Genomic DNA, 12,203 nt, shown 5'->3' on the forward strand with positions numbered 1-12,203 from the left:
CCCCCGCCCCCCCCCCCCCCCCCGGGGGGGGGCCGCCCCCCCCCGCCCCCGCCCCCCCCCCCCCGCCGGGGGGGGGGGGGGCCCCGCCCCCCCCCCGCCCCCCCCCCCCCCCGCCGCGCCCCCCCCCCCGAGGCGGTGTGCAGGCATTATCTCTCGAAGGGCAAACGCGAAGGCCGCTACTGGCTGGTCGGGGACGTTCGCAATACCCCCGGTCGGTCGATGTTCGTCCGGCTCACCGGGCCGGAATCCGGCAAGGGTGCCGCGGGTAAATGGACCGACGCCGCCTCGGCCGAACATGGCGATCTGCTCGATGTCATCCGTGCAAGGTGCGGTCTCGTCGATTTCAGGCAAGTCGCTGACGAAGCCCGGTCCTTCCTCAGCCTGCCGAGACCTGAGCCTGATCCACCTCCCAAGTCCCGGCCGGGAAAAGCGCCAAGCGGATCGCCGGAAGCGGCGCGGCGTCTGTTCGCCATGGCGCAGCCGATTGGCAGGACCATCGTGGAAACACATCTGCGGAACCGTGCGATTACGGCTTTGCACGAAACCGGAAGCCTCCGCTTCCACCCGCGCTGCTACTATCGGCCCGAAGGTCACGGTCCGACAGAGACATGGCCCGCGATGATCGCTGCCGTCACCGACCTTGGCGGCGTCCAGACCGGCGCGCATCGCACATGGCTCCTGCCCGATGGCAGCGACAAAGCCCCTGTCGACACCCCACGGCGGGCGATGGGCCATCTCCTCGGACACGGCGTCCGCTTCGGTGTGGCGGATGATATCCTGGCGGCGGGCGAAGGGATCGAGACCGTGCTGTCGGCACGCTCAGGTTTGCCCCGGATGCCGATGATGGCGGCGCTCTCGGCGGCGCACCTCTCTGCCATCCTGTTCCCCGCGTCGCTGCGGCGGCTCTATATCGTGCGCGATTCCGATCCGGCGGGGGATGGCGCGCGAGACAGCCTGGTCGAGCGGGCGAGAGGCGTCGGGATCGAGGCGGCTGTCCTGTCGCCGGTGCGCGGGGACTTCAATGAGGATCTGCGCCAGCGCGGCATCGATGCTGTGCGGGCGGCCTTGCGGGTTCAGATCGCTCCTGAGGACGTAGCCAGGTTCATGGAAGAATGAGGATCCCGGTGAAGAAGGGCAAGATGGCAGCCGTCTTCTGTCCCTGCCATATCCGGTCTGGCGCTTCCCCAGGGGTCGGAGAGGCCGCAGCCCACGGCCTTCTTGAGAGGGCGATCGGCCCACAAACGGGCCGGTCGGGCAATGGCCGGGTCCGGCTAATTTCCGCCGGCGGCAGACCACCCCACGCGACGGGTCGCGTGGGGAGCCCGGATCAGCCGCCTTTGCAGCGCGAAACAAATTAGCCGGATCCGGCCATCAAGGCCCTCGCGAAAGCGCGAGGACTGCCAGCCCGTCCCGCCCGTGGGCTTTCGTCGCCATGAAGGCCGCGATGGGCGCGGTCGATCCGACGAAGGAAGCACCCCATGCAGACCGAATATGACGAGACAGGTTTCGAACCGGTCCACACCTCATCCCCCACCGACCATATCCTCACCGAGCTTCAGCTCTACGGCTATCGTCCGTTTCAGGATGAACCCGACCCAAGGCCGCTTCCCGAAGGCAATACCGTCGCCGGCGCAGTCGCTGACATCTTCGACGCCCTGGTCGTCACCCTCGGCGATACCCGCCTCGAGCCTGACCTCGACGAGCTGCTCTGGGGGACCGTCAATCTCTTCCACCGCGCAACCGACCGGATCGAACGCGAACTGGACGATAACGAGCAGGGCCAGCGTCGCGGGCAGCGGGAACAGGACGGCAGCGAGGTCAAGTCAGTTGAGCTTGAGCGCCTCACGGCCGAGGGGCAGACCCTGATTGAGCGGCGCAACAGCATGGAACTCTTCCGCGATATCGCCGCCGAACGGTTCGAGCGCCACACCGGATCGGCCTGGCGGCCGCGCTCCGGCTCGATGGTCAACCATCGCAACCTCACCTCGGCGATGATCGACTCCAGAGACTTCCTCGCCGCCAAACGCCGGGCGGAGACCGAGGTGATGCTGCCCGCCGGTCCCAAGGTCGCCTTCACCGGCGGTCTCGACTTCAACGATCATCGCCTGATCTGGGCCAAACTCGATCAGGTCCGCGTCAAGCATCCCGATATGGTGCTGCTGCACGGTGGGTCACCGAAGGGCGCCGAGCTGATCGCGGCCAAATGGGCCGACAATCGCAAGGTGCCACAGGTCGCCTTCAAGCCCGACTGGACCAAACACGCCAAATCCGCGCCCTTCAAGCGCAACGACGCCATGCTCGAAGTTCTTCCGGTCGGCGTCCTCGTCTTCCCCGGCACGGGCATTCAGGAAAACCTCGCCGACAAGGCCCGCAAGCTCGGCATCCCGGTCATGAAGTTCGATGGCGGCGCTTGAAGCGCCGCCTTTACTTGACCAGGCAGTCATATTCTGGCTCAAATACCGCTCCATGGAGAACCGGCGAAGTAGCATAGTCGCAGGCGGAGCGTATTACCCCGGCAGCCTGTCGTGATCGTCCAACCGTTCATGAGGAGGCTTCCATGACACTGATCCTGCTTGCCATATCCCTTTCAATCGCCCTTTGCGTGATCGCTTATAACTTCGCCGTATACGCCTTGCCCTTCATGGTCGGGTTGACGGCGTTTCAGTATGTCTATGCAACCAACGCTGGCTTTCTCATGTCCGGCCTGGCTGCCATCGGCGCGGCTTTGCTTTCTGTCGGGCTAGTCATTGCCGTGCTCGGCTTCGCAAAGAACCCGGCGCTTCGCCTTGTCGCGCTCGCCATCTTTGCCGTACCCGCCGCTATCGCCGGCTATGCGCTCGTCTACGGCGTCACGAAAAACGCCATCGACTCGACCATTGCTCTCAATCTGCTCGGCGGCGCTGGCGGCCTGTTTATCGGCATTGCGGCGATGCTCAATCTCAATGCCCTTGGGACAGCCGTTCTCTCGCGCTGACGTCCACATCCCGTGAGCTGAAGGCTGCATCCAGACTAAGGACATCTGCATTGATAACTGAATCGGATTTGGTGATGGCTGCGTCGGTTTGACTCATCGGGCTGCGATTCCTGGCGTGAGGTTTGTGGGTTACCGATTGGGTCATGATCGACCGACGCGGGATCGAGCAGCGGTGGGCGGCGGACGGCTCGAAGCGGGACGAGCGTGGCCGACGGGTGTTCGCCGCGAGTGAGGCGCGGGCGGCGGGTTGGGGCGGGCTTCCGGCGGTGTCGCAGATCACCGGGCTGGCCCGCTCGACAATCGGGCGTGGCCTTGCAGATCTCGATGCAACGGCGCCGCGCGGGCGGGTGCGTCGCAAAGGCGGTGGTCCCAAGCGGTTGATCGAGCGCGATCGGACCCTGCTGGCCGACCTTGAGCGCCTGGTCGAGCCGGCGACCCTGGGCGATCCGGAGCGCCCGTTGCTGTGGGTATCCAAGAGCTACGACAAGCTGGCGCAGGCGCTGGCCGATCTGGGCCATGCGGTCAGCCCCAACAGCGTGCGCAAGCTGCTCATCGGGCTCGGCTTCTCGCGCCAGTTCAACCGCAAGGCGGACGAGGGCTGCAAGCACCCCGACCGCAACGCCCAGTTCGAGCACATCAGCGCGAAAGTCACAGCGGCGCAGGCCGCAGGTCAGCCGGTGGTCTCGGTCGACACCAAGAAGAAGGAGCTGGTCGGCGAGTTCAAGAACGGCGGCAGCGACTATCGTGCGAAGGGCGATCCGCGCCGTGTGAAGGTTCACGACTTCGAGGACAAGGCGCTGGGCAAGGTGGTCCCCTACGGGGTCTACGATGTGGCCGCCGACGAGGGCTGGGTCAGCGTCGGGATCACCGCCGACACCGCCGACACCGCCGAGTTCGCCGTCGCCTCCATTCGCGCCTGGCTTGCGCGCATGGGACGCGAGCGCTACCCCCAGCTCAGCGAGCTGACGATCACGGCCGACTGCGGCGGCTCGAACGGCGCGCGCGTGCGGCTGTGGAAGCGCGAGCTGCAGACCTTCGCCGACGACAGCGGTCTTACGCTCCACGTCCATCACTATCCGCCCGGCACGTCGAAGTGGAACAAGATCGAGCACCGGCTGTTCTGCCGCATTACGCAGAACTGGCGCGGCCGCCCGCTGAGCGACCGCCTCGCCGTGGTCGAGCTGATCGGGGCGACGACGACCAAGACCGGGCTCAAGGTCGAGTGCGCGCTCGACCCCTGTACCTATCAAAAAGGGATCAAGGTCTCCGACGCAGAGATGGCAAGCCTCGACATCACTGGCGATGAATTCCACCCGGAATGGAACTACACCATCAACCCGCGCTTCCCGCCGAAACCATAGCGGTTATCAATGCGGGTATCCTAAGTTGCCTGGGTGGTGGAAACCACCCTCGTGCAGCGGTGGTGATCGATGTGATCGAGACGGCCTTTGTCAACTCTCGCCCCGATGGGGTATGGGATTTGCGCTGGTTTGCCCCAGCGCATGAGAGGTCTTTGTGAATTGCCGCTGCGATTCAATCATTGAGGCATAGGCTGTCAGCTGGATCATGCGCCAAGGTCCCGGTGGCGTTCAAGAGCGCGCAGCAGACGAGCGACGTCCTCCTCCCCATTGTAGAAGTGAAAACCGCACCTGACATTTCCGTCTCTACAGGATGTGACGATGCCATTCTCGGCCAAACGGCCGACGAGAGCCGCGTCGTCACTCGAGCGTATCGCCACCATCGGACCTCGCCGGAGATCATCGCGCGGCGTCACCACCTGCCAACCCGACTCCCGCAGACTGTCCATACAGCGGCCGGTCAGATCACGGATATGGGCACCGATTGCCTCTATGCCGAATTCGTGAATGATTCCCAACCCGGCCTCGGCGGCGAAGCAGCCAGGTACAGCAGGCGTGCCAGCCTCGAATCGCCGGGCGGTCGGCGACGGGTTGTTGGCGAAAATGTCCATGGCAAAAAAGTCGGCCTGAGCGTACCACCCGCTGGACGACGGTGTGAGGCTCTCGACCAGTTCCTCGCGAATGTAAAGAAAGCCCACGCCGGAACTGCCCAGAAGATATTTCATCATGCCGCCGACGGCAAAGTCGACGCCGAGTTCTTTGACGTTAAGCGGCTCTGTGCCCACTGATTGGTAGCAATCCAGAATCAGAAGCGCGCCCTTGCGTTTTGCGATTTCTGCAATGCCCTTGACATCGAGTTTTGCGCCGTGACGATAACAAACATGCGAAATCGCCACGATTTTCGTGTGCTCGTCAATAGCCTCTTCGAAGGATTCGAGCGGGATATAGCCATCTTGGCTCTCACGCACATGGACCACGTGTCCGCCTCGACCTTCCTGCGCGTGCCAGATCTGGGCACTTGTCGGGAATTCAAAGTTACTGACGACGATCTTGTTGCGCTCGCCGGTGAAGTCGAAGGCGCTCGCCAGGGCATTGATACCCTCCGATGCAGAGCTCGTCACGGCGATTTCTGTCGATTTTGCCCCGAGAAGCCGAGCAACGCTGGATCGGACGGCTTCATATCGTCCGAGCCACCCTTCCCAATTCGCTCCATATATAAGGCACTCGTTGATGTAGGCTGCATAAGCCTGTTGAACATCGGTCGACAGGAGCCCGTGGGAGCCACTGCTCAGATAGACTCGGTGCGAGAGGGTCGGGAAACGAGCCTGAAGGGTATTTACATCGATCATAGCTGTCCAATGCGCGTGCTGTTGAGGTCTGTTCCACTTACTGAGTCCGCTGCTGCGGGGGAGTTTGGAACATGTGCTTGGCTGTCAAATGGCTGTTGAGACATCCCGCCCCCGGCGATCTAACTGTCTCACTCCGCAGACGAGTTCGGTGACAAGATTGGTGACTGCCTTGACCGGGTCGGCGACGACGCGGCCGGTCGAATCGAGCGTGTCTGCAATGGCGCTGACGATCGCCGTGCCGACGACAACCCCGTCGGACGCTCTGCCAATCACATGCGCCTGCTCAGCGGTCTTAACACCAAATCCGACACAGACGGGCAGTAACGTGCTCTTCTGGATACGCGCGACCGCCGCAGCAATATCGACGGGATTGGGCAATGCATTGCCCGTAATCCCGTTCATCGAGACGTAGTATACAAACCCGGATGCGTTCTCCAACACCTTCGGCAGACGGGCATCGTCGGTGGTGGGCGTCGCCAGGCGTATGAAATCGATACCCGCCCTGCTCGCGGGGATGCACAGTTCCTGGTCCATTTCTGGCGACAGGTCGACAATGATCAATCCGTCGATTCCTGCATCCCGCGCATCGGCCAGGAAACGATCGACCCCGTAGGAATATATGGGGTTGAAATATCCCATCAGCACGACTGGCGTTTGGTCGTCGACCTGACGAAACTCGCGTGTCAGTTGCAGCGTCCTCTTCAGCGTTTGACCGCCCTTCAGGGCCCGCTGTCCGGCCGCCTGAATTACCGCACCATCCGCCAGAGGATCGGAGAAAGGCATACCCAGTTCGATTACGTCGCTCCCGCACTCGGGCAACGCCTTCATGATCGCAAGGGATGTATCGAAGTCCGGATCTCCGCCCATCAAATAAGTGATGAGCGCTGCACTGCCCTCAGCCTTCAGCTCTTCAAATCGACGACCTATGCGGTTATTCATCGCTAGATTTCCATGTTCAAAATATCTGCAACGGACTGGACGTCCTTGTCTCCTCGCCCTGACAGGTTGACGATTATGATCTGGTTGGCATCCATCGATGGGGCGATCTTAACGGCTTGAGCGATGGCGTGCGCCGATTCCAGCGCGGGAATTATTCCTTCCACCCGCGTCAAAAGCTGAAACGCTTCAAGTGCCTCGTCGTCGAAAACCGGGACATAGTCGACACGCCCGCTATCCCGAAGCCATGCATGTTCCGGACCGACACCGGGATAGTCGAGGCCGGCCGAGATCGAGTGACCCTCAAGAATTTGACCATCGTCGTCCTGCAGCAGGTAGGTACGGTTGCCGTGAAGGACGCCGGGCCTGCCAGCGCTCATCGAGGCACAGTGTTCGACACCCTTGAGGCCGCGACCACCTGCTTCCACACCTATAATCCGAACACCGACGTCATCGAGAAAGGGGTGGAAAAGACCGATTGCATTCGACCCGCCGCCGATAGCGGCGATGATAACATCCGGCAGGCAACCTTCCCGTTCGAGGATCTGGCTCCGCGCCTCGGCGCCAATGACCGACTGGAAGTCGCGCACCAACTCCGGATAAGGATGCGGCCCGGCGGCGCTACCGATCACGTAATAGGTGTCGTGTACATTCGTAACCCAATCACGCAACGCCTCGTTCATCGCGTCCTTGAGTGTGCTGCGGCCGCTCCGCACAGCCTGAACATCAGCCCCAAGCAGTTTCATGCGAGCGACGTTGGGCTTTTGGCGCTCCATGTCGGTTATGCCCATGTAGACGACACACGGAAAGCCGAACTTCGCAGCCACCGTGGCCGCGGCGACGCCATGCTGTCCGGCTCCCGTTTCCGCTATAATGCGCGTCTTGCCCATTCTCTTCGCCAATAGAATCTGGCCAACGCAATTGTTGATCTTGTGGCTGCCAGTGTGGTTCAAGTCTTCGCGCTTGAGATAAATCTTTGCCCCGCCGAGGTGCCTCGTCAGGCTGTCCGCAAAATAAAGCGTCGAGGGACGTCCTACATAAAACGTCGAGAGCTGCTGCAACTCGGCCTCGAAGGCTGGGTCGCCTTTGGCTTCCCGCCATTGCCTCTCCAGATTGAGAACGAGTGGCATGAGCGTTTCAGGGACGAAGCGGCCTCCGTACTTGCCAAACATTCCCTGCTCGTCCGCGCCGGTACGAAAGGAATTGGGTACGGGACGTGCGGTCATTCATAACTCCTGGGAAGCATCAAGAACATTGTGCTTGCTTAATAAAGGACCGGCAGGTGACAAGTAAAATGATCACACCCGAGGCTGACCAGTCTCTCGCAGGGTTTCGTGATGTATGTGGGCATCAACTTGTACCCTGTGAATTCCGGCAACGGCGGCATCTGATCGTGGGCGCGGGGCCGATCGCGCGCCTTGATGCGATCGACCCCGCGCATTCGACCCTTTGCTGGGAGGGCCTCTAGCCACATCCAAGGCGACGGCTTGCGCCAAGCTTCCACTCGAACGCTCACGCTGTCCGCGGAAGAGCTTTTGCGGGCGACAGACCAGGAGCGACGATTAAGGCCAATGCGGCGATCACGACCGCCCCGGCAATGCCTGTGAACGCCAGCGCAGTCGATCCGAGCTGCTGTTGCGACAGGCCCGTCACATAGGGTCCCAGGAACGCGCATACGCTGGCGCACATGTTGATCAGCGCAAAACCTGCCGCTGCCGTCTTGCCATCGATGAAGCTGGAAGCATGCACCCACAAAAGTGGCGTTACCCCGATCAGCAAGCCGGTCGCGATCACGACGCCACCGATCGCCCCCACGGAGGCCTGCGAAACAAACGCACTGACGGTCAAAGCCGCGGCACCCAAGATCAGGCTAATAGCGATGTGCCACCGGCGATCCCCGAAATAGTCCGAGCTGCGCCCAAGACCGAACATCGCAACCGCAGCGGTAATGTACGGAATGCTGGAAATGTTGCCGATTGTCTGCAGGTTCGTGATGCCGGCATCCTTGATGATCGTTGGCAGCCAGAAGACACCGAGATAGATGCCGAGATTGGTTGCGCCCAGAACCAATCCGAGAAGCCAGATACTCTTGTTGCCGAAAACGGTCCAGAAGTTCGGATTGTCATGTTTCCTTGCGCGCGCGCCCGCCAGCTTCTCGTTCAGAAGTGCCCGATCCTCGGGGGCCATCCATTTCGCAGTGGTGGGGCTGTCGCTCAGGAATACGAACAGAAGTCCACCAAGCAGGATTGCTGGTAGGCCCTGCAGCACAAAGAGCCACTGCCATCCCCGGAGTCCCGCGACCTCGTGAAAATTCTGCATGATCCAGCCCGATAGAGGGCCGACGATCAGCCCGCCAACGGTCGCGCCGATGGCAAAGGTGGAGAATATTCTTCCCCGCCGATTGTCCGGATACCACAGTGTCAGATAGTAGATGACGCCCGGGAAAAACCCCGCCTCGGCGGCGCCAAGCAAAAACCTGAGGACATAGAAGGACCACTCCGTATTGATGAAAAGCATCAGGACGGAAATGATTCCCCAAGTAATCATGATCCGCGCAAGCCATACGCGAGCGCCCAGCCGGTACAGGAACAGGTTGCTCGGAAGCTCCGCCAACGTGAAGCCGATAAAGAATATCCCAGCGCCAAATCCATATATTGCAGCGTCAAAATGCAGATCGTCAAGCATTTGCAGCTTTGCAAAGCCTATGTTTGCTCGATCAATGTAAGCTATTACATAACATATAAACAATATAGGAACGATTTTATACGTTATCCTCCGGAATAGCGCGTCTTCATCAATGTTTATGTTTACTCCGGCGGTCATTTTCTGCTCCCATTATTAATCGTTGCTGTGACCCGTTTCTCACCAGATACTGCTAAATTTTCAGATCAATCTCCCGTCGATAATTTATTGACCATCTGACGGATGAAATCTTCGCAGGCTGTCAATTGGTCCAACGTGACGTATTCGTCGGGCTGGTGTGCCTGATTGATGCTGCCTGGACCGCAGATGATGCTGGGTATCCCGATGCCTTGGAAAAAGGGCGCTTCCGTACCGTAGGCAACTTTGCGACATTCGGTATCGCCAGTGATTTGCACGGCAAGCTTGTACACTTCGTCGTCAGCCGGCGTATTGAGGCCGGGATTTGCGAGAAGCTGTTCGAAGTCTATCGACGCCCTGGAATCCTTCGCCTTCATTTCAGGCAGCAGCTTTTCCGCCACAAAGCGCTTTATGCTGTCGATGAAATAGTCGCCGGAGATGCTCGGAAGGAAGCGATACTCAAAGTAGAATTCGCAGACGGCGGGGATGATATTGTTCCATGTCCCGCCCTGAATCATGTTGACGGACATTGTCGAGAAGGGCACGTCGTAGCCTTCATCCCGCCTGCCGCTTCGGCTTTCCTTTTCCGCCAGTCCTTGGATGAAGGAAATGAGGCGGGACGCATATTCGATCGAATTGACCCCGACAGGTGTCAAGGAAGAATGGGCGGAGACACCTGTCACGCGGCAGCGATAAATGCGTCCGCCCTTGTGCGCGGAGATGACGCGCATGTCCGAAGGTTCACCCACGATGCAGCCGCGTGGAGAGACGCCCGCTTTTTTGATTTCTTCGACCAGCCCGGGCACACCCAGGCAACCGACTTCTTCGTCGTAAGTCAGCGCGCAATATATTGGTTCACGCAGGCGGGCTTGCTTGAAGCGTTCGGCGTTTGCCAAAACCACGCCGACAAAGCCCTTCATGTCGCACGCGCCCCGGCCATAAAGGCGTCCGTCACGGATATCCGCCTGAAAAGGGTCGGACGTCCAGGTTTGCCCGTCAACGGGCACAACGTCGGTATGACCTGAAAGCACGATACCGCCAGGTCCTTCGCCGAATGAAGCGAACAGGTTTGCCTTGGTGCCATCCGCATTGAAATTGTAGAGCAACCGAGCCCCGGCCCACTCCAGTCTCTCGGCTGCCCACTCTATCAATAACAGATTTGAATTTCTCGACGTCGTATCGAACCCGATCAAGCTCGAAATACACTCGATAGTCTCTTTAGATGGTGATCGGAGCGACATCATTTGCCTTTCGGCTGCCGGCGCTTACACGGCACGCCCATGAACGGAGTACACTTGCTGTCGAAAATGACGGAACTCCAGGGCACAAGTAAAATGGCGGCCTTGCCATCAAAGCCATTGATTCCAAGGCTTGTTCGGCCGTTGGCTGCAGATTTCAGGGCTTCGACTTGTACCCTACTTCACCCGTACTCTACGCTCATGCCGCTTTGTGGCATGACACAGGCCGGGTCCTATTCGGTGAAAGGTGATGCCGGAGGGACAAGTCGACCTGTTACGGCGCCTTGAAGCGGGTCTACAGTGAAGGCCAGGGGTTCAGCCCTCGCCTTCGGTATGCGTCCATGATGACCCTTGGATTTGACAAGGCCCCGCAATTTCGGAACGCTCGGATAACCACCTATGACGTCTCTACCCGAAGAGCACACCTACGAGCGTATTGCCCGGGAAATCACTGCCGAGCTCACCGACGGCATGTGGCGCGATGGCGACGCATTGCCGTCGGAGGCCGCGTTGACGATCAGTTTCAACGTAAGCCGCAAGACGATCCGTCGGGCACTCGACATCGTCGCGCGTAGCGGTCTTGTCGATCGTGCCCAAGGCAAGCATTCGATTGTCCGCAATCCCCGCATTGAGAAGGCGGTCGGCCAAGCGACCGATTTCTCCGCTGAGACCCGCAAGGCCGGCTTGCGTCCCCGCTCTCGTCTCGACAGCGTGAAGGTTCGTGGCGCTACCCTCGGAGAGGCCGTTCATCTCGGTTTAACCACCGGAGCTGACGTCTTCGAGATCGTGCGGACGCGCTTGATCGAAGGCCTGCCCGTTGTGTGGCAGACCTCGGCCTTGCCCGCCCAATTCGCACAGAAGCTTGACAATCTGGATCGATCGTCCGGTTCGCTCTACGGCGCGATCAAGCTCAAATTGGGTATCGAGATCACGCAGATCGAGGACCGTCTGTCCATCGTTGCGGCCCGCCCAAAGGAGGCCGCAAGCCTCAGGGTGGCGGAGGGCACGCCACTCATCAGCATGAGACGGATCGCCCGCACTGGCGATGGACAGCCCATAGAACTTTCTGTCTCGCTGATTCGACCCGAGTTTTTCGTCTTCCAGACATCGAGGAAGGTTTGACTGGAGTTGTCGCCACCATGCTGCAAAAGCTTACTGTGACTGTAAGCGACCTTCATTGTGGATATTGTTCGTTGGAGATGCTTAACTGCCTGGTTATACCAATGGCCGTTGTGGCCCACTTGTGCGGGCTTTCGCTGGTGCCGGTTTGATGATTCGATTGGTACGGGAGCGTTCGCACCATGACGGCCCCTGTCGCAGTTCGGTATGATTTTCACGGCGGCCGAGCTTCGCCGGCTACGGCAGGTTCGAAGCACACCGGGCAGAGCCGTCGGCCTGTCTCTGGTGGCGGTGCTGGACGGGATGGGCCGGGGGCGGCAGCCCGGCTCGGCGGGATGGATCAGCCAGCAATGTCTCAGTTTGATTTCAGCTAGCAACCCCAATGCTGTCGTTGAGGCTGTGCCCGCCT

10 protein-coding genes are annotated in these 12,203 nt (G+C 60.4%); 5 read left to right on the plus strand and 5 right to left on the minus strand.

Annotated elements, in window-relative coordinates:
- The first annotated feature begins 135 nt into the window (after positions 1-135).
- The 4 genes from L4923_RS22540 to L4923_RS22555 all read left to right on the plus strand — a co-directional run bounded on the left by L4923_RS22540 (position 136) and on the right by L4923_RS22555 (position 4,335).
- Positions 136-1,116, plus strand: coding sequence for a DUF7146 domain-containing protein (locus L4923_RS22540; protein ID WP_239369408.1), 981 nt, complete (start codon positions 136-138; stop codon positions 1,114-1,116).
- A gap of 362 nt (positions 1,117-1,478) precedes the next feature.
- The gene (locus L4923_RS22545) at positions 1,479-2,414 is read left to right on the plus strand and encodes a DUF2493 domain-containing protein (RefSeq protein ID WP_239369346.1); all 936 of its coding nucleotides are present in this window, start codon (positions 1,479-1,481) and stop codon (positions 2,412-2,414) included.
- Positions 2,415-2,557: 143 nt separating this feature from the next.
- Positions 2,558-2,974: a hypothetical protein gene (locus tag L4923_RS22550; RefSeq protein WP_239369347.1), complete on the plus strand. Its 417-nt coding sequence runs from the start codon at positions 2,558-2,560 to the stop codon at positions 2,972-2,974.
- Positions 2,975-3,117: 143 nt separating this feature from the next.
- Positions 3,118-4,335: an ISAzo13 family transposase gene (locus L4923_RS22555; protein ID WP_239369348.1), complete on the plus strand. Its 1,218-nt coding sequence runs from the start codon at positions 3,118-3,120 to the stop codon at positions 4,333-4,335.
- Positions 4,336-4,538: 203 nt separating this feature from the next.
- Here the strand turns inward: L4923_RS22555 and L4923_RS22560 are convergent, their stop codons facing one another.
- From L4923_RS22560 to argE, 5 genes are all read right to left on the minus strand, one after another.
- On the minus strand, positions 4,539-5,681 hold the full coding sequence (locus tag L4923_RS22560; RefSeq protein WP_239369349.1) for an aminotransferase class V-fold PLP-dependent enzyme: 1,143 nt from the start codon (positions 5,679-5,681) through the stop codon (positions 4,539-4,541).
- Positions 5,682-5,765: 84 nt separating this feature from the next.
- Complete coding sequence (trpA, locus tag L4923_RS22565; protein ID WP_239369350.1) at positions 5,766-6,620, minus strand: tryptophan synthase subunit alpha; 855 nt, start codon at positions 6,618-6,620, stop codon at positions 5,766-5,768.
- A gap of 2 nt (positions 6,621-6,622) precedes the next feature.
- Positions 6,623-7,843 (minus strand): tryptophan synthase subunit beta, encoded by a 1,221-nt coding sequence (gene trpB / locus L4923_RS22570; RefSeq protein ID WP_239369351.1) that lies wholly within the window; start codon positions 7,841-7,843, stop codon positions 6,623-6,625.
- A 286-nt stretch (positions 7,844-8,129) separates the two neighbouring features.
- The gene (locus L4923_RS22575) at positions 8,130-9,440 is read right to left on the minus strand and encodes an MFS transporter (RefSeq protein ID WP_239369352.1); all 1,311 of its coding nucleotides are present in this window, start codon (positions 9,438-9,440) and stop codon (positions 8,130-8,132) included.
- A 65-nt stretch (positions 9,441-9,505) separates the two neighbouring features.
- On the minus strand, positions 9,506-10,681 hold the full coding sequence (gene argE / locus L4923_RS22580) for an acetylornithine deacetylase (RefSeq protein WP_343303924.1): 1,176 nt from the start codon (positions 10,679-10,681) through the stop codon (positions 9,506-9,508).
- Positions 10,682-11,074: 393 nt separating this feature from the next.
- Here argE and L4923_RS22585 point away from each other — a divergent pair, with 393 nt between their 5' ends.
- Positions 11,075-11,797: a GntR family transcriptional regulator gene (locus tag L4923_RS22585; protein WP_239369353.1), complete on the plus strand. Its 723-nt coding sequence runs from the start codon at positions 11,075-11,077 to the stop codon at positions 11,795-11,797.
- Positions 11,798-12,203 lie beyond the last annotated feature (406 nt).

This window comes from Terribium retamae (assembly GCF_022347545.1).
GTDB classification, from domain to species: Bacteria; Pseudomonadota; Alphaproteobacteria; order Rhizobiales; family Rhizobiaceae; genus Mesorhizobium; species Mesorhizobium retamae.

Bases quoted from the DNA above. Each gene is read 5' to 3' on its own strand.
- L4923_RS22545 (WP_239369346.1), top strand. From the start codon at position 1,479: ATGCAGACCGAATATGACGAGACAGGTTTCGAACCGGTCCACACCTCA.
- L4923_RS22550 (WP_239369347.1), top strand. From the start codon at position 2,558: ATGACACTGATCCTGCTTGCCATATCCCTTTCAATCGCCCTTTGCGTG.
- L4923_RS22555 (WP_239369348.1), top strand. From the start codon at position 3,118: ATGATCGACCGACGCGGGATCGAGCAGCGGTGGGCGGCGGACGGCTCG.
- L4923_RS22560 (WP_239369349.1), bottom strand. From the start codon at position 5,681: ATGATCGATGTAAATACCCTTCAGGCTCGTTTCCCGACCCTCTCGCAC.
- trpA (WP_239369350.1), bottom strand. From the start codon at position 6,620: ATGAATAACCGCATAGGTCGTCGATTTGAAGAGCTGAAGGCTGAGGGC.
- trpB (WP_239369351.1), bottom strand. From the start codon at position 7,843: ATGACCGCACGTCCCGTACCCAATTCCTTTCGTACCGGCGCGGACGAG.
- L4923_RS22575 (WP_239369352.1), bottom strand. From the start codon at position 9,440: ATGACCGCCGGAGTAAACATAAACATTGATGAAGACGCGCTATTCCGG.
- argE (WP_343303924.1), bottom strand. From the start codon at position 10,681: ATGATGTCGCTCCGATCACCATCTAAAGAGACTATCGAGTGTATTTCG.
- L4923_RS22585 (WP_239369353.1), top strand. From the start codon at position 11,075: ATGACGTCTCTACCCGAAGAGCACACCTACGAGCGTATTGCCCGGGAA.